The organism is Levilactobacillus angrenensis, assembly GCF_003946085.1.
Taxonomy (GTDB): domain Bacteria; phylum Bacillota; class Bacilli; order Lactobacillales; family Lactobacillaceae; genus Levilactobacillus; species Levilactobacillus angrenensis.
In genome coordinates this window covers 44,804-65,488 of sequence record NZ_RHOB01000002.1, presented here as the reverse complement: position 1 = coordinate 65,488, position 20,685 = coordinate 44,804, and the positions used below count along the sequence as shown (strand labels likewise).

Annotated in this window: 18 protein-coding genes; 12 read left to right on the top strand and 6 right to left on the bottom strand. The window is 50.3% G+C overall.

What is annotated here, in order from left to right:
• The first annotated feature begins 10 nt into the window (after positions 1-10).
• Both EKM83_RS01205 and rlmD read left to right on the top strand, forming a co-directional pair.
• On the top strand, positions 11-1,027 hold the full coding sequence (locus EKM83_RS01205) for a diacylglycerol kinase (protein WP_125574835.1): 1,017 nt from the start codon (positions 11-13) through the stop codon (positions 1,025-1,027).
• A gap of 85 nt (positions 1,028-1,112) precedes the next feature.
• A complete protein-coding gene (gene rlmD, locus EKM83_RS01200; protein WP_125574834.1) occupies positions 1,113-2,480 on the top strand; it encodes a 23S rRNA (uracil(1939)-C(5))-methyltransferase RlmD in 1,368 nt (455 codons plus the stop codon).
• 90 nt (positions 2,481-2,570) lie between these two features.
• Here rlmD and EKM83_RS01195 read toward each other — a convergent pair whose 3' ends face one another.
• A complete protein-coding gene (locus EKM83_RS01195) occupies positions 2,571-2,930 on the bottom strand; it encodes a helix-turn-helix domain-containing protein (RefSeq protein WP_125574833.1) in 360 nt (119 codons plus the stop codon).
• 184 nt (positions 2,931-3,114) lie between these two features.
• On the opposite strand from EKM83_RS01195, the gene EKM83_RS01190 reads away from it, so the two are divergent.
• The 8 genes from EKM83_RS01190 to EKM83_RS01155 all read left to right on the top strand — a co-directional run bounded on the left by EKM83_RS01190 (position 3,115) and on the right by EKM83_RS01155 (position 11,936).
• Positions 3,115-3,366, top strand: a complete 252-nt coding sequence (locus EKM83_RS01190) for a helix-turn-helix domain-containing protein (protein WP_125574832.1) — start codon at positions 3,115-3,117, stop codon at positions 3,364-3,366.
• A gap of 465 nt (positions 3,367-3,831) precedes the next feature.
• A complete protein-coding gene (locus EKM83_RS01185; RefSeq protein WP_125574831.1) occupies positions 3,832-4,680 on the top strand; it encodes a hypothetical protein in 849 nt (282 codons plus the stop codon).
• A 305-nt stretch (positions 4,681-4,985) separates the two neighbouring features.
• Positions 4,986-5,675 (top strand): deoxyribose-phosphate aldolase, encoded by a 690-nt coding sequence (deoC, locus tag EKM83_RS01180; protein ID WP_125574830.1) that lies wholly within the window; start codon positions 4,986-4,988, stop codon positions 5,673-5,675.
• A gap of 30 nt (positions 5,676-5,705) precedes the next feature.
• Complete coding sequence (locus tag EKM83_RS01175; RefSeq protein WP_125574829.1) at positions 5,706-6,893, top strand: phosphopentomutase; 1,188 nt, start codon at positions 5,706-5,708, stop codon at positions 6,891-6,893.
• Positions 6,894-6,921: 28 nt separating this feature from the next.
• Entirely contained in the window at positions 6,922-7,629 is a 708-nt protein-coding gene (gene deoD / locus EKM83_RS01170) for a purine-nucleoside phosphorylase (protein WP_125574828.1), read from the top strand.
• 181 nt (positions 7,630-7,810) lie between these two features.
• Entirely contained in the window at positions 7,811-8,776 is a 966-nt protein-coding gene (locus tag EKM83_RS01165; RefSeq protein WP_125574827.1) for a sugar-binding transcriptional regulator, read from the top strand.
• A gap of 18 nt (positions 8,777-8,794) precedes the next feature.
• On the top strand, positions 8,795-10,093 hold the full coding sequence (locus EKM83_RS01160) for a pyrimidine-nucleoside phosphorylase (RefSeq protein WP_125574826.1): 1,299 nt from the start codon (positions 8,795-8,797) through the stop codon (positions 10,091-10,093).
• 325 nt (positions 10,094-10,418) lie between these two features.
• On the top strand, positions 10,419-11,936 hold the full coding sequence (locus tag EKM83_RS01155; protein ID WP_125574825.1) for a gamma-glutamylcysteine synthetase: 1,518 nt from the start codon (positions 10,419-10,421) through the stop codon (positions 11,934-11,936).
• Between the two features lie 240 nt (positions 11,937-12,176).
• Here the strand turns inward: EKM83_RS01155 and EKM83_RS01150 are convergent, their stop codons facing one another.
• The 4 genes from EKM83_RS01150 to gnd all read right to left on the bottom strand — a co-directional run bounded on the left by EKM83_RS01150 (position 12,177) and on the right by gnd (position 17,949).
• Positions 12,177-13,499: an APC family permease gene (locus EKM83_RS01150; RefSeq protein WP_125574824.1), complete on the bottom strand. Its 1,323-nt coding sequence runs from the start codon at positions 13,497-13,499 to the stop codon at positions 12,177-12,179.
• A 432-nt stretch (positions 13,500-13,931) separates the two neighbouring features.
• Positions 13,932-15,290, bottom strand: coding sequence for a gluconate:H+ symporter (locus tag EKM83_RS01145; protein WP_125574823.1), 1,359 nt, complete (start codon positions 15,288-15,290; stop codon positions 13,932-13,934).
• Between the two features lie 167 nt (positions 15,291-15,457).
• On the bottom strand, positions 15,458-17,008 hold the full coding sequence (gene gntK / locus EKM83_RS01140; RefSeq protein ID WP_125574822.1) for a gluconokinase: 1,551 nt from the start codon (positions 17,006-17,008) through the stop codon (positions 15,458-15,460).
• A 35-nt stretch (positions 17,009-17,043) separates the two neighbouring features.
• Positions 17,044-17,949 (bottom strand): phosphogluconate dehydrogenase (NAD(+)-dependent, decarboxylating), encoded by a 906-nt coding sequence (gnd, locus tag EKM83_RS01135; RefSeq protein WP_125574821.1) that lies wholly within the window; start codon positions 17,947-17,949, stop codon positions 17,044-17,046.
• Between the two features lie 89 nt (positions 17,950-18,038).
• Between gnd and EKM83_RS01130 the strand changes: the two genes are divergently transcribed.
• The gene (locus EKM83_RS01130) at positions 18,039-18,953 is read left to right on the top strand and encodes a MurR/RpiR family transcriptional regulator (protein WP_125574820.1); all 915 of its coding nucleotides are present in this window, start codon (positions 18,039-18,041) and stop codon (positions 18,951-18,953) included.
• A 311-nt stretch (positions 18,954-19,264) separates the two neighbouring features.
• Positions 19,265-20,023 (top strand): GH25 family lysozyme, encoded by a 759-nt coding sequence (locus EKM83_RS01125; protein ID WP_125574819.1) that lies wholly within the window; start codon positions 19,265-19,267, stop codon positions 20,021-20,023.
• A 133-nt stretch (positions 20,024-20,156) separates the two neighbouring features.
• On the opposite strand, the gene EKM83_RS01120 is transcribed toward EKM83_RS01125, so the two are convergent.
• Positions 20,157-20,543 (bottom strand): DUF4828 domain-containing protein, encoded by a 387-nt coding sequence (locus EKM83_RS01120; protein WP_125574818.1) that lies wholly within the window; start codon positions 20,541-20,543, stop codon positions 20,157-20,159.
• Positions 20,544-20,685: the final 142 nt, after the last annotated feature.

Below are 20,685 nucleotides of genomic sequence, written 5' to 3'. Positions count from 1 at the left end.
GAGGCACATCATGCGTAAACGGGCACGGGTCATTTATAATCCGACTTCAGGACGCGAGGCGTTGAAGAAAGACCTAATCGATATTTTGGCGGTGTTCGAGCAAGCGGGGTACGAAACCAGCGCTTACGCGACCACTGCGGCACCAAATTCAGCACGCGACGAAGCTACTCGGGCGGCCAAAGCCGGCTTTGAGTTAGTCGTTGCGGCCGGGGGCGACGGGACCATCAACCAGGTCGTCAACGGTTTGGCTGGCTTACCTCATCGTCCCAAGATGGCCATCATTCCTGCCGGTACCACGAATGACTATGCCCGAGCGCTGCACATTCCGCGGGAAGACCCGTTAGCAGCAGCCAAGGTCGTCTTGAAAGACCAAACCATCAAGATGGACATTGGCCAGGCTGGCGATACCTACTTTATCAATATCGCTGGCGGGGGCCTGTTGACGGAACTGACCTACGACGTGCCGTCTAACTTGAAGTCCATTTTCGGTTATCTGGCTTACCTGATGAAGGGCGCCGAGCTGTTGCCCCGCATCAAGCCGATTGAAATGGACTTGACCTATGATGGTGGCCATTTCCGCGGGAAGGCGTCGATGTTCTTGTTGGCGTTGACTAATTCTATCGGCGGCTTCGAGCAGATTGTGCCCGACGCGGCGCTAGATGATGGCAAGTTCACGATGATCATCGTGAAGACAGCCAGCATGCCGGAAATTTTGCGGCTGATGGGCCTGGTCCTCAACGGGGGCAAGCACATCAATGATCCGCACATCATTTACGAGAAGACCAGTAAGGTGGTCGCACGGCCGGTTGAAGACCGCATGATGATCAACCTGGATGGCGAATACGGTGGTGACGCTCCAATGAAGTTCCGCAACCTGCGGCAACACATTGAGATGTACGCTAATCTGGATGATATTCCGGATGCGGCCGTCACTAGCGAGTCACCAGAATTGCTGGCCGCGGAGCAAAACTTCGTGAAGCAAGTTGAGCGTTTACCAGAGGACCAAGACGAACAGTCCGAAGACTAAACGGGTTATAGATAGTTACTGGAAGGGATTTTGCGCGACGAATGAGCAGCAAAGTCCCTTTCTGATTAAAGAAATTGAGGTTATTATGAAAACAAAAGCACCAGTCAGTAAAAACGAACGCCTAGACGTGACCATCACCGACCTGACTTATCAGGGGATGGGTGTGGCCAAGGTCGACGACTTCCCGTTATTTATCGAAAACGCCTTACCTGGCGAAGACATCACGATTCAAGTGACCAAGGTTCAGAGCCACTACGGCTTTGCCCGCGCCATTTCATGGCAGAGCGAATCAGCCGACCGGGTCAAGGACGTGGACAAGACCTACCGGCAAACGGGAATCGCGCCACTGCAACACCTGGCTTACCCGGCCCAATTGAAATTTAAGCAACACCAGATTGAAGAACTGTTCAGTAAGGCGCACCAAGACGTTGACGTGGCCCCAACCCTGGGGATGGCCAACCCGACGCAATACCGGAATAAGGCACAAGTGCCGGTGCGGATGATCAAAGGGAAGCTGGAAACGGGATTCTATCGTCAACACAGTCATGAGCTGATTCCGTTGACGGACTTCTACATCCAAGACCCCGCCATTGATGATGCCATCGTGAAGGTCCGTGATTTACTGCGCCAATTTGAAATTCCGGCTTACAACGAAATCAGTGACAAGGGTGTCATCCGGAACATCATGGTTCGCCGCGGGTACTACAGTCATGAAATGATGATCGTTTTAATCAGTCGTCAGCAGAAATTACCAAGTCAAGACCAATTAGTCGACCAGATCCACAAAGCCTTGCCAGAGGTCACGAGCATCGTCTTAAACGTCAATGCTAAGAAGACCAACGTCATCATGGGGAACGTGACCCGGACGCTGTACGGTAAGCCAACGATTGAGGATACCTTGATGGGCTTGACCTTCGCCATTTCGGCGCGGTCTTTCTACCAAGTGAACCCGCAACAGACGGAAAAGCTGTACCAAATGGCCATCGACAAGGCCGGCCTGACCGGTAAGGAAACCGTGATCGATGCCTACTGTGGGATTGGGACGATTTCGCTGGCCCTAGCCAAGCATGCCAAGCGCGTTTACGGGGTCGATATCGTGCCCGAAGCCATCGAAGACGCCAAGGTCAACGCCCAAAAGAACCATTTGGCGAACGTTGAATTTGCCGTAGACAAGGCCGAAGACCAAATGGCCAAGTGGCAAGAAGCGGGCATCAAGCCTGACGTCGTGGTGGTTGACCCACCACGTAAGGGTCTGGCCGAAAGTCTGATCGACTCCACCGCCAAGATGGGACCCAAGAAGGTCGTCTACGTCAGCTGTAACCCAGCAACCTTGGTGCGTGACGTGGCCCGTTTCCAAGAGCTCGGTTACGACATCGACGGGCCAATTCAACCCGTTGACCAATTCCCACAGACGCCGCACGTGGAATCCGTGACGGTGTTAGTGAAGAAGTAAAATTTTAGGTGAATTTTTAACCAAAGAAAACAGCGTCATCACTGAAAAAATCAGTGGTGGCGCTGTTTTTGGTCAGTCCTAGCGGATGGGCTACTTTAACCCAGCCAGCTGGGCTTGGAGTTGTTGCTTCGCATACATCAAGACGGACCGTTGGCGTTGAGGAGACAGCTGCGCGAAAACGGCTTCGAAGTTGATGTTGTTATCCAACAAATCTTCATCAAACCGCGGATCGATAGCGGATTTATGTATGCCAAGCGCGGTTGCCAGCTTTTCAACGTTAGCGGGGCTGGGGGTGGAGCGTTGCGCAAAGTAGCCGGACAGAGTTGAGGTGGGAATGCCGGTTTTCCCCGCTAGCTCAGCTTGCGTAATATCGTGGCTGGCTGCCTTTAAATTTTGTGCAATGATTCGGCGAATATTTTTTTCAAAAGGCGATAGTTCATGGCGGGGCACGACGTTCACTCCTTTGTCTAATTTTAGTAAAATGGTTCTTTATATCGTCATTATAACGAATTGCGAGAATACAAGCAAATTTGTGCGAAAAAAACTTAAAAAACACCCCTAATTATTAAACAGCAATTGACAAAACGAATAAACTCGTTTAAGATGTGAAAGTGTTTGTAAGGAGGAGTCCGTGATGGATAAGGTGCAAATGACACTGGAAGCCGCTCGGCACAATGCCGGGTACTCGCAAAAGGAAGCTGCGGCTTGCTTAGGAATCCATTACCAAACGCTGGCTGCTTGGGAACGGGACAGTTCGAACCTCGGAATTCAAACGATTGAGCGCTTATCGGCACTCTATCAGGTCCCACAGAACTGTCTCTTTTTTGGTAAAAAGAGTGATTTTATCCACGCTTTACGGCAGCGTGCGGCTAAGGATAAGCTGTAGATCGCTTGAACCATTGGGAGGAGTCATAGCTAATTTCCATTAGGGAATTAGGCTGCTAACGTCGCGAGGGATATTCCCTGGCGATTTTTTTGCGCCCGTAAACTGTTGGGTAAGATGATTATTTGATGATTGGGTGTTGACCTTACCAACCTCCTGTCCTTAATTACGGCATAGCGAAAAGGTTTTACAGTAGAAAGATATGAGTCGTTAGTAGATTAATGGTAAATCTATTATTGTGCGTTAGCTTACCAGCTTCTGGTGATGGGGTCAAGACAAATGCAATGGGGCGGTTCTGGTAACAACAGGACATAGGGTTAGACCCCTGAACTTTTTAGGCGAGCGATTGTTGACAACGCATTCTACTGTGGGTAGACTAAAGAGGTTGTGTCAGTGGCGCATTGCTTGAAGATGAAGGCGTCCGATACACAAATTGGCCTCGGTAGAAGCCGGTAGGGGATGGATTGTATGAAGAAAAGTATCGTTGGATTGTTAGTTCTAGGCGGATTAATTAGCGGTGGCTTGGTGCCTCAGCCAGCGCAGGCCGCTAAGAGTTATCGACTGAATTGGATGCACGCGTGGGCACGGAATACGTTTAAGTTCCGCAAATCTGGTTACAAGCACTACGCCTATACACTACATAAGGTAAAGCATAACCGGTATCGTTTGAAGCGGGCGTATCGCCTGGGGACGAAGAAAAATAAAGTGGTTCATCAGATTAAGGCCATGTCTTTAGGTAACTATGAGTATGTTTACGTGACGTATAAAGGAAAGGGCGTCTGGGTAAACGAAAAGTATCTAGTCTACAGTCGACCAAAGAAGGCTACCAAGAAACGCTCTACAAACACGACTAACTCGGTACAGCCAACGCGAAAATCTGCGACGACGCGTTCTACTAGTAGTACTGCCGAAGCAACACAAACAACCCCTGCAGTAACCAGTGGGAAAGGGCAGTCTAGCAAATCGCAGACTACGCCGGCCACGACGTCAACCAGCACGAAATTCTACATCAAGACCAACAAACATATTTCTTGGCAGGAATGGCTCAGCTTGCCAGATTTGAAAGGCCAAGTGAACGGACTGACGTTCTATCACGTCGATAATGTACCTTACGATGAGGACGGCTTTCCCTACGTGACCCAGAATATGTTCTCTGCACCGTTGCAAGTGCGAATGATGAAGAGTGAATTTACCGCAGCCACCTATCAAGCTATTTCTGATAAGTGGGATACGTATTATGTTAGTGAGAAGCACGCGCTGTTCTGCCCGACCAATACCGAAGTCGGCCAGGCCATCCGTGATCAGATGCCTGACTAAATCATTGAAATTTAACGCAAAATCGACTGGATAATCGTGTCCGGCCGATTTTTTTTAAAAATTTTTTACCGTAAAAATGAGGCCCTTCAACGTCGTCCCCATGAACTATCAGATTTCACAAGAATTTTTGAAAACGCTATCACGACGGGCTTTGATTAAGTAAAACGATTAACCCAATAAGTGAAACTTTTTCGCCCACCCCCTGCACGTTCGTTCACGATTTTGAACAGCGGTTCAATCCGGGGGTTTACAAATGTGCAGCTATCCGGTATGCTATTGGTGATAAATGAAAGGGGTTTCATATAATGACATTAACCAAAGCACAAGTCGCAAAATACATTGATCACACGAACTTAAAAGCTGATGCCACCGAGGCCAGCATTAAACAAACCTGTGACGAAGCCAAGCAATTTGACACCGCTTCTGTCTGCGTTAACTCTTACTGGATTCCATTCGTTGCTGAACAATTGAAGGACAGCGACGTCAATCCAATCGCCGTTGTCGGCTTCCCATTAGGGGCCATGGCCACGGATAGTGAAGTCTTCGAAGCCAACAAGGCTATTGACGACGGCGCCGAAGAAATTGATATGGTCATCAATATCGGTGAATTGAAGTCGGGGAACAATGATGTTGTTGAAGCCGACATCAAGGCCTTGGCTGATGCCGTTCACGCCAAGGGTAAGCTCTTGAAGGTTATCTTGGAAACTTGCCTGTTGACCAAGGACGAAATCGTCTTAGGCTGCAAGCTGAGTGAAAAGGCCGGCGCTGACTTCGTTAAGACGTCCACTGGGTTCTCCACTGCCGGTGCGAAGGTCGAAGACGTGAAGTTGATGCGTGAGACCGTTGGTGACCGGTTAGGCGTCAAGGCTTCCGGTGGTGTTCACAGCTGGGACGAAGCCTTAGAAATGATCGATGCCGGTGCCAGTCGTTTAGGTGTCAGTGCGACGGTCGCTATCTTGACCGGTGCCGACGCAGGTGCCAAGGCAGGCTATTAGACTTAATTTTTTGAAAGCGGGTATGTAGGTATGAAGTTCAAACGCATTTTTGGTTTAGTCATGGATTCAGTGGGTACCGGGGCCGCTCCCGATGCCGCTAAGTACGACGATGAAGGTTCTGACACGTTGGGTCACGTCGGCCAACATTTTGCTGGCAAGCTGGCGTTACCGAACTTGGCTAAGATTGGGTTATCTAACCTGCGCGACACGCCAATCGAAGGTGTGCCCGTTGCTGACGACCCGCACGCTTACTACGGTAAGATGCGCGAAGTCTCAGCCGGTAAGGATTCCATGGATGGCCACTGGGAAATGATGGGCTTGCCAGTTCGTAAGGCGCTTAGCACGTTCCCGAATGGCTTCCCAGCCGACATCATCGACAAATTGGAAAAATTCTCTGGCCGCAAAGTCATTGGTAACCGGCCAGAATCTGGGACCAAGATCATCGCTGAATTAGGGGAACAACAGATGGCTAAGGGCGACCTGATCGTCTACACCTCTGGCGACTCCGTTTTACAAATCGCAGCTCATGAAGATGTCATTCCGTTGGATGAACTCTACAAGATTTGTGAGTACGCTCGTTCCTTGGTCAACGGTCCAGAATACTTAGTTGGGCGGATCATTGCCCGGCCATATGTGGGTCCTGATGCCCAACACTTTACGCGGACCGCTAACCGGCGGGACTTCACGTTGGAACCTACCGACGAAACCGACTTGGATCGCTTGCAAAAGGCTGGTGTTCACGTGGTCGCTGTCGGCAAGACCAACGATATCTTCTCTGGTCACGGGATTGACGAAGGCTACCACAACGAAAGCAACATGGACGGGATGGACCACGTCGATCACGTCATGGCCGAAGACTTTACCGGCTTTTGCTTCATTAACTTGGTTGATTTCGATGCCATGTATGGTCACCGGCGCAACCCTGAAGGCTTCGGTCAAGCCCTGATGGACTTTGACAAACGCCTGGGGACCGTCTTAGACAACATGCATGACGATGACCTGTTGATGATCACCGCTGACCACGGGAACGACCCAACCTTCAAGGGTTCCGATCACACCCGTGAACAAGTGCCATTGCTGGTCTACTCACCAAGCTTTAAGCAAGGTGGGAGCTTAGGTGTTCGGTCACCATTTGCTGACTTTGGCGCAACTGTGCTTGATAACTTTGGTGTGGCTGGCAACGATGAAGGCCACAGTTTCTTAGCAGACTTGAAATAGTGAACAACCATTTTAGGAGGAACTAATCATGAGTAATCATATTGAAGCGAAAAAAGGCGACATTGCTGATACTGTTTTAATGCCAGGTGACCCATTACGGGCAAAGTACATTGCTGAAACCTTCTTAGAAAACCCAGTTTGCTACAATAAGGTCCGGAACTGCTTCGGCTATACCGGGACTTACAAGGGCAAACGCATTTCCGTTCAAGGAACGGGGATGGGGATTCCTTCAATTTCCATTTACGCTAACGAACTGATCAGAGACTACGGTGCTAAGACCTTGTTCCGGGTCGGGACGTCCGGTGGGATGAGCCCAGATGTTCACGTTCGTGACGTGGTGCTGGCACAAGCAGCTACGACCGATTCATCCATCATCCAAAACACGTTTGGCCCTGGCATCTACTATGCGCCAATCAGTGACTTTGGCTTGCTGGATACGGCTTACCACGTGGCCCAAGATTTGAACATCCCCGTTCGGGTCGGCAACGTCTTAGCCGAAGACCGGTTCTACAACGATGAAATGGACCGGCAAAAGCTGGTTGATTACGGTGTGATTGCTACTGAAATGGAATCCACAGCGCTCTTCATGTTGGCAGCGAAGTACCACGTCCGGGCCTTATCCGTCTTGACCATCAGTAACCACTTGATTACCGGTGAATCAACGACGCCTGAGGAACGGGAAAAGTCCTTCAACGACATGATCAAGGTTGCGTTAGACACAGCCGTTAAAGGTTAAACACTAACGGGTGCGGACACGGTGTCGCACCCGTTTTCTGAAAGTAAATAAGATGAGCCGCTTGCTGTACATGACTCACGGTTAATTAGGCGCCTGCTTGAGACGGACTCCCTTAACCGTTGACTGACACAAGCGGTTTGTCACAGCAGATTGCAAAAAATGATAGTGAGGAGGAAACGGGATGGCAGAGACGACGGAACAGCGATTAGCGCAAGGGTTGACCGTTGCGAAAATGTATTATCAAGCTGACCAGAGCCAAAGTCAGATTGCTCAACAACTGGGAATTTCCCGGCCGACAGTTTCCCGGCTCCTTCAATTTGCTCGTGAACAAGGATTGGTGCGGATTCAAATCGTGGACCCCGTGCAGGACGTGCAGACGCTGGAACAGGCGTTGACCGCGGCCTATCACGTGGAAGTTCACGTGGTGCCAACTCAGTTGACCGCCAACGCGGAATTGTTAAATGCCGTGGGGTCGTACGCGGCTCGCTATCTCGAAGACATCGTGCAGGAACACGACGTTATCGGGATCGGTTGGGGGAAAACGATTTATGCGATTGGGTCTAACTTAGCGCCGGATACGTTGACCGGCGTTGAGGTGATTCAGCTCAAAGGGAGCGTGAGTTATTCCACGGAGCACACGTACGCTTATGAAAGCATTGACGCCTTTGCCAACGCTTTTCACGCCGTGCCCCAGTACTTACCGTTGCCGGTCATCTTCGACCACCAACAAACTAAGGAATTGGTGGAGAAGGAACGGCACATTCAGTACCTCCTCGAGCTGGGTGAGCAGGCCAATATCGCCATTTACTCAGTCGGGACCGTCCGCAATAACGCGTTAGTCTTTCAGCTAGGTTACCTGAGCGAACCGGAAAAGGCCGCGCTCCAGGAACATGCAGTGGGGGATATCTTCTCGCGCTACATTGACGAAAATGGTGAAATCGTCAATCCATCGCTGAATGAGCGGACTATCGGCATCAATTTGGACAGTCTCAAGCAAAAGGAACATTCGATTCTGGTGGCAGCGGGGGATGCCAAAGTCCCGGCCGTTAAGGCGGCCTTGTTAGGCGGCTACCCGAATTGTCTCATTATCGATCAACACGCAGCAGCACAACTACTTAAAGTGTCACCCAATGCGGTGGCCAATTAGAAATGGAGTGGCTGAAACATGAGAATGGTAGACATTATTGATAAGAAACGTAACGGTGGCGAATTAACTAAAGAAGAAATCCAAACCTTCGTTGACGGCGTCGTTTCCGGAGAGATTCCCGATTACCAAACCAGTGCCTTCTTAATGGCAACGTACTTCAATGACATGACGGATGCCGAACGGTCAGAACTGACCATGGCTATGATGAAGTCTGGGGACCATTTGGACTTATCCAGTATTCCGGGCGTTAAGGTCGACAAGCACTCGACCGGTGGTGTTGGGGACAAGACCAGTATTCCGTTGGCCCCAATCGTGGCCGCACTGGGCATTCCTGTCCCGATGATCTCTGGGCGTGGTCTGGGGCACACGGGTGGCACGTTGGATAAATTGGAAGCGATTCCAGGATACCAAGTTGAAATCAGCGAAGACGACTTCAAGAAGCAAGTCAAGAACGAAGGCTTAGCTATCGTCGGGGCTACCGGAAACATTGCGCCGGCCGACAAGAAGATCTACGCCTTGCGTGACGTGACGGATACCGTGGATTCTATTCCACTGATTGCCAGCTCCATCATGAGTAAGAAGATTGCTTCCGGGACCGACGCGTTGGTAATCGACGTGAAGACCGGTGCCGGGGCCTTCATGAAGACCCTTGACGATTCCCGTGAATTAGCCAAAGCCTTAGTGGGCATCGGTAAAGGGGTCGGCATGAACTGCATGGCCATCATTTCCGATATGAACCAACCCCTGGGGAACGCCATTGGGAACGCCTTGGAAATCAAGGAATCCATCGACCTCTTGAAGGGCCAAGCACCCGCTGACATCACAGACTTAGTCTTGACCTTGGGTTCTCACATGGTTGTCATGTCCGGCAAGGCCGACGATTTGAAGACGGCACGGGCGATGTGTGAAAAGACCATTGAAGATGGCTCAGCACTGAAGAAGTTTGGTGACATGATCGCGGCACAAGGCGGCGACCGGAACGTCATCGACCACCCAGAAATCATGCCACAAGCCAAGTACAAGATTGCCCTGCCAGCTAAGACTGACGGGGTCGTTAGCAAGGTCGAAGCCGATGAAATGGGGATCGCCGGGATGTTACTCGGTGGTGGCCGGCAAAAGGCTGACGACAAGCTCGATTACGCGGTTGGTATCATGATGAACAAGAAGGTGGGCGACGCGGTCAAGGCCGGCGACACCTTACTGACCATCTACAGCAACCGGGAAAACGTTGATGACATCAAGAAGATGCTCTATGACAACATCGAAATCAGCGATTCAGCAGAACCAATCACGCTGATTCACGAAACGGTGCGGTAGGCATTACGATAGCTTCATCTCCACGACAAGACCAACTGGCTACGGGCTAGCTGGTCTTTTTGTTGCAACAGTGGGGGCCTCCAGCTGAGAGGCGGCCAGTTACGCTTATTTTTCGCCCAATTCACGGGGATAAGACGGTCACTGAATCTTTTTGAAAAAAGTGACTAAATATGAGTGACATGGGCGCCAATATTGTTTACACTTTAGGTTAACTAAAGATTGGAAGCGAGTCGGTCGCAGTCACGACCGGGCAGGCCCAGTGCTAGTCGACTGACGACCTTTAGCGTTTGTCACACTCATCTTGACAGTTAGGGGATGTACCGTCATGCTGGACAACTTATTAGCAGTTATTCGCGCAGAAAATCTTTCGGAACAGCTGTATCACAGCTTAGTTGGCTTGGAAATCGAGGAGCAGCGGATCGACCAGCACGGCCGATTGAGCCGGCGCCCACATCCCAGTCAGCTGGGTTCGCGGACCTTTCACCCGTATTTGCAAACAGACTTCACGGAAAGCCAGTTGGAAGTCATCACGGATCCCAATCCCAATATCGGGGGGACCCTCGACCAATTAGATACCTTACAAACGGTGGCGTACCGGTCATTGGAAGGTGATGACCGCATCTGGCCGCTGAGCATGCCGCCGGTCATGGACGAAACCGACCTGCAATTTATTGCGGATCACTTTGATCGCCCAGCCATTCGGCCCTACCGTGAATATTTAATCAAGAAATATGGCTTACAGCACGGCTGTTTGACCGGGGTCCACGTCAATTACAGCTTGCCAGACCCGGTCGTTCACCGCTTGTATAGCCATTATGACCAAGAATTTTCGTCACTGGTGGCCTTTAAGAATGCGCTGTATTTTCGCATCGCCCAAAACTTTGTCCGCTACCAGTGGCTGCTGACCTACTTGTTTGGTGCCAGCCCGATTGCGGAAAAGGGGTTCTTTGACCCGTTGCCACCGGAATTGCAACACCCCGTCCGAAGCATCCGCAATAGTCGCTTTGGTTTCGTGAATTTCGACCAGGAACAGGTGACTTACACCTCGTTAGCGGCCCATTTAGGCCAGCTCCAGCGTTTTATTGACGACGGGACCTACTTCTCGGCTCACGAGTTTTACGGCCCGGTACGGCTCAAGGGACAGGCAAACGCCCATGACTTTCAGACGGGCGGCATCCGCTACCTGGAATTGCGGGATTTTGACAATACGCCGTTCACGCCCAATGGGGTCAGTCGCCACATGTTGTACTTCCTAAAAATTTTCATGTTATACCTGTTGACGCAACCATTGCCGGCTGATTTGCCGACCGAGCTCGCGGCTGCGCGGGTCAAAAACCAGACCGTCGCGTTGGAGAATCCACTAGACCCCACACAATATCAAACAGAGGGTATCCGTATTTTTGCGGAGATGCGGGCGATGGCCAATGCACTGGCGACGCACACGGAACAGTGGGAAATCATCGATGATCTAGAAGAGGTCTTGATGCACCCCGAGCTGACCCCGGCGGCTAAATTACTGGAACACGTGGCCCAGGGCAGTCTGATGAAGTTTGGTCAGGCAGTGGCGCGCAAATGGTATCATGACCGCATCAGTGCGCCGGCGCTCTTGCCACAACTGGCCCAGTTGAGTGACCAGGCTCAACGCTTCATTTTGACGGCGCTTCAAGCCGGTGTGCAATTCTACCAGGTCCGCGATGAGAACGGGGCCGACTTGTTGATGTTCACCTTTGATGGGGTGACGCAGGTGTTGGAGGACCGGGAAACCCACGTGGCGGATCCCAATACCCGCTTGCACCAGTTATTTCCTGACTTACCACCGTTGCCGACACCGCTACATTACTAACCGCGGTTGGGGTGAGCCCAGTCAGCGGGGGTTGTAGCGTGAGAAACTGACCAATTTAATGATGAACGAAAAAACCTCTTGCTCGGTTTAGACCGGACAGGAGGTTTTTGGGACTATAGATTTCGTTTAACGATTTCTTTGGTAAAAGTGGTCGTTAGTACGGCGGCCAATCATCGGTATGACCAATGGCTAGTCACTGCTGATAAATGCCACTGTAGGTGTCAGGTACCGACTAGATGTTTATTCCACCGTCTGATGATGTTGATGCCAATAGTAGACTGGCAAGCCAATCAAGGTAAGGGCCAGACCCGTGATGGCCAAGCCAGTTTCGGTGACCAGGGTGGTGACTAGGATAAAGAGTCCACCCAACAGGGCAATCAACGGAATCACGGGGAACCCGGGCACGCGATAAGGGCGTACCAATTCGGGTTCCGTTCGCCGGAGCTTGAATACGGCGATAAAAAGCAAACAGTTGAAACACCACATGACAAAGACCAGCATATCGGTCAGCAGGTCAAAGCTGCCCATCAACATCATGATGAGGGCGATGACAAACTGCACGGTCCCAGCAAAGTAGGGGACGTAGGTCCGGCGAGACAGGCGCCGGAAGTATTTGGAAAATGGCAGGCTGTCTTCTTCGGCCATGGCAAACGGTACCCGCATCCCGGTCAACGTATAGCCGTTGATGGCCCCGTAAACGGAGATGAGAATGCCAATCGTGACCAGTTTACCCCCAAATTGACCGAACAACTTCATGGAAGCATCGGCCGCGGCATTTTGATTACCAGCAATCAGGTCGATCGGTAGGGTCTTGAGAAAGACTAAGTTGACTAACGTGTAGATGATAGTGATACCCGCTAGACCAATAACGATGGCGCGGGGCAGGTCGCGTTCGGGGTGTTTCATTTCGCCGGCAATATTACCAATGCTGATCCAGCCATCATACGCAAACATCGTTGCCAGTAAGCTGGAGCTGAAGGCACTGCCCCAGTTAAGATGGTCGCCGGTCGTAATGGGCCACCACTGGATGGGGTCGTTGGCCGGCACAAATAAGCCAATGCCGACAATGACGATGATGGGAATCAATTTAAAAATCAATGCGACTGACTGCACGGAGCCGCCGACCTTGGCCCCCAGGAAGTTTAGCCCCGTGATGCTGAGGCCACAGATAATGGCTACCGGTAATTGCCAACTGCTGTCCAGGTGAAATAGGGCCACCCATTGCGTGCCAAAAATAATCGACAGTGCCGCAATGTTGGCGGGATAGTAGACCAGTAATTGGGCCCAACCCATCAAGAAACCCACGGGCTTACCGTAAGCGTACTCCAGGTAACGCATCGCGCCCCCAGTACGGGGAATCGCGGCGGCCAGTTCCGCACTGGTCAAGCCAGCACAGATGGTCAATAACCCACCTAAAAGCCAAGCCACGAGCGTCATATTGGCCGAATGGTTAGCGGCCACGACACTAGCGGTCTTAAAGAACACCCCGCCACCGATCACGGTTCCCATGACGGTTGCCAGGGCGGTAAACGTGCCGATTTCTCGGCGTAACTCTTTTGCCAAACTCTTGACGCCTCTCTTCTCTCAAATGACTGATTCAACTATTATAGCACGGATTTTTAGACGATGTCGGTGGGGAGCGTGAAATTTTCCTGAGAATTAGATTGGGCACAACTTAGTGAGTAAAGGGTGGGCTAGTTGTGGTTGTCAGCCATTTAGCGGCTAATGGGTGGAGGTTGGGTAGATTGTTGGCCCGAACTAGAGGGCTGGGAATGGTGGGCTAACAGGTTATTTATGCGATGTGAAAAGTCAGGAGGACGACGAATACGAACGCAAGACTACTGGCCAGTTGGTGGTGTTATTCAGTGACAACCACTATCAAAGCCCATATTTGGCGAACGGTAAGGCGGCCAGGTAGCACAATATCGCAAAAAATCCGCCACCCCAAACTGGGCAGCGGATTAGATAACGCTCGAATTAATTGTCAGAAAAATTCTAGTGGAATGCCATGTTCAACAGCAGAACAATCAGGATACCCACGATGGAAATCACAGTTTCCAGCACGGTCCAGATGCTCAGCGTTTGCTTAACCGTCAAATCGAAGTATTCCCGGAACATCCAGAAACCAGCATCGTTAACGTGAGAAGCGGCTAAGGAACCAGCACCAATGGCCAGTACCATCAAGGCAGGGTCAACACCGGATTGGGCCATCAATGGGGCAACGATTCCGGCGGCGGTCAGTGCGGAAACAGTGGCGGAACCTAAAGCCACCCGCAGAACCACAGCGACTAACCAACCTAAGATCAGTGGGGACATGTTGGAATCGATAAAGAGCTTGGCAACTTCTTTACCAACACCACCGTCGATGAGGACTTGTTTGAAGGCCCCACCACCACCAATAACTAACAGCAGCATAGCGATTGACTTAACGGCATTTTCCAAGGTTGCCATGATGTCAGCGGTCTTACGTTTCCGACCCCAACCCATGGTAAACATCGCAACCATCAGTGAAATTAACATGGCGATGGCTGGGTCACCAATCAGGGCCACGATTTGGTCCAACATGGTGGCGTTCTTGGTAGGAGTAGCCCCACCGTCAACAGTCATCTTGTAAATGGTCGTGATAGCCATCAAGATAACTGGGAAGAGGGAAGTTAAGACGGATAAGCCGAAGCTAGGTGCTTCAGAAGGCTTGAAGGTCTTGACTTCACCTAATGAAGACAAGTTCCCTTTTTGTTGAAAGGCAGTTGGTGCAAACTTTTGCGCTAACTTCGTAAACAATGGTCCGGCAACGATGGCGGCTGGAATCGCTACCACTAAACCGAACAGGAGGACCTTACCATCATTGGCGCCCAAGACTTGCGCAATGGCAACTGGTGCCGGGTGAGGCGGTAAGAACCCGTGGGTAACAGACAAAGCGGCTGCCATGGAAATCCCTAAGTACAGGATCGGCACATCAGCTTCAACGGCGATGGCAAAGACGATAGGAATTAACAGAACCATTCCGACTTCGAAGAATAACGCAATCCCCAGAATAAAGGAAGCAAGCATAATAGCTAATTGAAGGCGTTTCTTACCGAATTTGTCAATCAGTGTTGTGGCAATCACATAAGCCCCACCGGCATCGGCAACTAACCGACCCAGCATAGCCCCAAAACCAAAGACCAAGGACAGTTCACCTAATTGGCTCCCAATCCCAGACTCAATGGTCGTGGCGATGGTGGTGAGGTTCATGCCTAACAGAATCGCTGTTAGGACAGAAGTTAAAATCAGGGAAACAAAGGTATTGATCTTGAAACGAATAATAAGGACCAATAAGAAGATGACCCCGATAAGCGAAGCTAGTAGTTCCATAGGAAGTAAGCCCTTTCATATAATGAATTTTGAAAAGCCAACGTGAAAGCGTTGGCTTCTCAATACTTTGTACACACATTGTACTAGACTATATGCGATTTGTATACAATTTACTTGCGAAAAATTAGTTTTTTTGTTTAGTTTCTGAAAGAACTAAACCGGCTAACTTATTTTTGCTTCTTTTGGTGGACGTGGGTCCGTTGATACTCAGCGATGTTCTTGTATTCTGATTGCAATTGCCGACTAAGGCGAATGTAAATCGGAACCAAGGCCCGGTAAGCATCGTAAGTCTCTGGGTTAGGGTGGTGGACGTTAGCCACACCGATGAAGTTCTTCACAACGGAGAGATCATCGATCAAGCCTAACGCGTACATCCCCAACGTCGCGGCACCTAAGGCCGTCCCTTCAGGACTTTCTGGAATCGTGACATCTTGTTCAAAGATATCCGCCAGCATTTGGCGCCAGAGTTCTGAACGTGCGAAACCACCGGTCGCTTGAATGCTCGTTGGTTTGCCAACGACTTCTTCAAGTGCCAACATCACGGTGTACAGGTTGTAGACAATCCCTTCAAGAGCTGCCCGAACCATGTGTGCCCGTGAGTGGGTCCGCGTCAAACCGAAGAATGAACCGCGGGCGTTAGCGTCCCAGATAGGGGCCCGTTCGCCACCTAAGAATGGGTGGAAGATCAGGCCGTCGGAACCAGCAGGAATCTTAGCAGCAATCTCAGTTAAGAGGTCGTAAGAGTCGACACCCATTTGTTCAGCGGTCAGCTTTTCTGGTGCGAAGAGTTGATCACGAACCCAACGGAAGACGATCCCACCGTTGTTGACAGGGCCACCGACAACCCAGTGGTCTTTGGACAAGTAGTAACAGAAGACCCGACCCTTAGGATCGATCTTTGGCTTGTCCGTAACGACCCGCACGGCACCGGAAGTTCCGATAGTCACAGCGACGACACCAGGCTTAATGGCGTTAACCCCTAAGTTGGCGAGGGGACCATCGGAAGCACCCATGATAAAGGGAGTTTGTGGGTCCATACCAATCACACCAGCGTAATCTGCGTTCATACCAGTGATTTGGTCAGTTGTGTCGACCAATTTAGGTAATTGGTCACGGGTAATCCCGGCAACTTCTAAGGCTTGGTCGTCCCAGTCCATCTTAAAGATGTTGAACAGACCAGTGGCGTTGGCAATGGAGTAGTCTTCTTGGAGTACACCGAACAAACGGTATAAAACGTATTCCTTGATACCGACGAACCAACGGGCTTGCTTGAACAAGTCAGGTTGGTCATTGCGTAACCAGATTAATTTGCTAAGTGGCGTCATTGGGTGAATTGGTGTCCCGGTCTTTTCGTAAAGTTGCTTACCCACACCGTTCTCACGTAATTCATCCGCGTACTTCACCGCACGGTTATCAGCCCAAGTAATTGCTCGGGTCAGCGGCTTGTGGTCTTCATCTAACAGAATCAGACTGTGCATGGCAGCTGAGAAGGAGACACCTTGAATCTTGCCGTTCTTCAAATCTGCTTTGCGCATTACCGTGGTTAACCCATCGATCATTGCGGAGAAAATCTCATCTGGATCTTCTTCGGCCATGTCGGGCACATCTTGATAGAGGGGATAAAGGTTGTTTGAATAGCCTTGCATCTGACCCGCAGTATCATAAAGTACGGTCTTGACACTGGTAGTACCAATATCGACCCCAATCATGTAGTCCATAGAGCTCTTCCTTTCGTGTCGCTAATTAAAAAGTATTATTTGCCAGCCTTGTCCATTGCGTGGCCACCAAAACCGTTACGTAAAGCAGAAACCACTTTACCAGTGAAGGTGTCATCTTGCATTGAACGGTAACGCATCATTAAGGCTAAGGCGATAACTGGCGTTGGAACGTGGCTGTCCAAACCTTCTTGAACAGTCCATTGACCTTCACCAGAAGCATGCATGCGGCCAGCGATCTTTTCAAGTTCAGGATCCTTGGCAAATTGTTCTTCAGCCAATTCCATGAGCCAGCCCCGGATAACAGAACCGTGGCTCCAAACCTTGGCAACGGCTTCGTTGTCGTAGTCGAAGTCAGAAGCTTCAAGCACTTCAAAACCTTCGGCGATGGCTTGCATTTCACCATATTCGATACCGTTGTGGACCATCTTCAAGTAGTGACCTGAAGCGGCACGGCCGGTGTAAAGGTAACCGTCTTTTTCAGCGATGTCATCGTATAATGGACGAATCGTTTCGAAGGCTTCCTTGTTGTCCCCACCGATCATGAAGTTACCGTGTGAACGTGCACCTTCCATACCACCTGAAGTCCCACAGTCAAAGAAGTCGATACCCTTGGCTTTTAAGATTTCGTTGTGACGAAGAGAATCCTTGTAGTAAGAGTTCCCACCATCAATCAAGATGTCGCCCTTGCCGAGCAACGTGCTCAATGATTCAATCGTGGAATCCGTTGGCTTGCCGGCTGGAACCATGACCCAAACAATCTTAGGTGAAGGTAACTTAGCAACCATGTCTTCTAAGCTATCGGCGCCTTCAGCACCTGCAGCAACTGCCTTGTCAACAAAATCTTTGTTTAAATCGTAACCAACGATTTCGTGGTTGTGATCCATAGCGTTTTCTGCGAGGCTAAGACCCATCTTACCTAAACCAATTAATCCGAGTTTCATGAAATTAATCTCCTTTGCATGATGCGAAATTTTTCTGACAACGCTATTATATGTAAAAAAGTTTCACTTTTCAAGGCTTTTGATGTAAAATGTTTACAAAAAGTGAATCACCGCAGCAAAATGCTGTTAGAAAGGGGGCGGCGACCATCGCGCGTTCAACGATTGGCAAGATTCGCGGGACCTATGATCAATTGTCCCGAACAGAAAAGAAAGTTGCCCAGCTCGCTTTGGATAATCCAGGCGTCGTGAGTGAAATGACTATCAAAGAACTGTCGAGTGCGACCGGTGTGTCCACGGCGACGATTTCACGGTTCGTCAAACGCATGGATTATGCCAACTATCGCGAGTTTACCATGGCCTTAGCCCATATGGCGATTGAAGACACACCGCAAGTTAGTTCATTTCCAGAACTAGACGAGGGTGATTCGCTGTCAACGATTGCCAATAAGACGTTCCGCTATACGATTCATTCCTTGGAGGCCACCAACGAGGCGCTGAGTGAACATGAATTGGCGCGGGCAGTCTTGAAGTTGATCCATGCCCAGTCGGTGACGTTCTTTGGGTTAGGGGGGTCGTCGATTGCGGCCTTGGATGGCTATCATAAATTTTTACGGACCTCACTCAACGTGGCCTTTTATCCAGACTACGATATCCAGCTGATGCAAGCAGCAAAATTGGGTAAGGACGACTGTGCCATCATTATTTCCCATTCGGGACGTAATCATGAGACGTTAAATATTGTGAATGAATTAAATAATAATGGGGTCACGGTCATTGCCATCACCAGCTACAGCGGGTCGCCGTTGGCCCAAGCGGCAGATGTTTCCTTCCTGTCATTGACGGATGAGGTCAATTACCGCTCGGAGGGGATGTACTCCTTGATCTCGCAGCTGGCAATTCTGGACAGCCTCTTCATGATGACGGTCTTACGCATCTCCTCGCGGACGGATCAGACGCTGACCAAGGTGCGCGACGTGATCGAACAGACCAGACATGAACTGTAGGTTGTCGGCAACCAACGTAAACAACTAAAGGTTGGCAGACGCTGACTAACAGACATTCTAGTTGGCGGACGGTAGGTGCCAGTTTTCGCTATGAATCCGTAAACGACTAATTTCTACGCTATGAGTCGCGCTCTGACAATGTTTCTAGCTAATTTTCATCTTTCAACATGTCTTCAGTGAAACACCTATACGCGATAAAATGATGAGCCCCCAAAATTGCTTGGTGGCTCATTTTTCTTTAAATTTTTTTAGGGGATAAGCATGGTATAATAGATGGTATTCTAAAAGCTGAGGAGAAGTGGTGACTGACGGTGAAACGACGTGAGGTGCAACCCATCTATGAGAATACGTATCGTCGTCGGCATCATCGCCGGTGGTGGGTGTTACTGGGACTGATTGTCGTGGTGCTCATTGCGGGGTTCGGTTGGACCCAATGGCAGGCGCACCAGAAGCGACAGTTGGCCAATTATCCGATCCGTGGCGTGACGGTCAATCAAGACAGTGGGTACCTAGATTATCAGCAACTGGCTAAACACGTTCAGTTCGTGTACCTGCAGGCGACCTCGGGGGCCACGTATACCGATGACGATTTCAGTGATAACTATTCTCGTTCCCAGGGGGCCAGCGTCAAGGTTGGTGTCGCGCACACGTTTAGCTTTACCACGTCTGCCAATCGCCAGTACCGCCATTTCCACACGACGGTCGGCCAAGATACGGGGACGCTACCAATCATGGTGGCCGTAAATTATTATGGTAAGTATAATAGTAGTAATGTCGATATGGCCAAGCAGGGACAGAAACTAAAGAAATTAGTCAGTGAACTCGAATGGTATCATCAGGGAGTCATTATCTTGGCAACGCAACAGGTGTTGACGCAGTTCGTCCAGCCGGTCTTGCCCGCGCAAGATTACTGGGTCACCGGCGGCAAATTGGCCGGGCACAGCGCCCAGGTCAAGCTGATTGCGTATGACGCGGATGGCAGTGTTACCCAAAATGGTCAGAGTTTACCCGTTGTCCGTTCCGTGTTCAATGGCAACCGGCACGCTTGGCAGAAGTTTGCGGCCAACTAGTTGCGCAGTGGCGGGGACCATCTGTCAGCGGTGGAAGGGCGTTTTATTAAATCAATAGACAAAAAATTAGCTCTGCAAAACCACATGGGTTTTACAGAGCTAATCTTATTACTCAGCCACAATTAGGCGACCATTATTTTTCATTAGCGTTATCTGGCTTCGGCGTCAGGGGCTGCATCGCGTAGGTGCAGTCGTCTGCTTCGTCGAAAAAGGAAATTGGTTGGCGTTCATTGGCGTGGATCGTCAGATGATAGCCGAACTTATCTTGGAATGTAAGCTGCTGTTCATTGAGGTCTTTGACGCGGACCTGCAGTTGGTGGTCATCGATTTGCACGTCAAGATTAGGACTAATTTCGAGCCGGTGGCGGCGCTGGTTGTGGGGGTCAATGAACTGCCACGTGCCAACGTAGAATAGCGGCGACGTGCTTGGTTGTGGGTCTTTCTTTTTGCGCATCGAAAAGCCGCCAGTCAATCCGGCAACCAGTGAAATTCCAAATAAGGCAATGTCTCGACCTTTCACCGGTAATCCCTCCCTTGAATTTAGGTTTCTTCTTACAATATAACATTTCTAGCGAGAAAAACCGCAATATTTCCCTTGGATTTTGGGGAAATTTAATCCGCTGGCTATCGCCGGAACGCTGGTCCTGGTAAAATAAGGCATG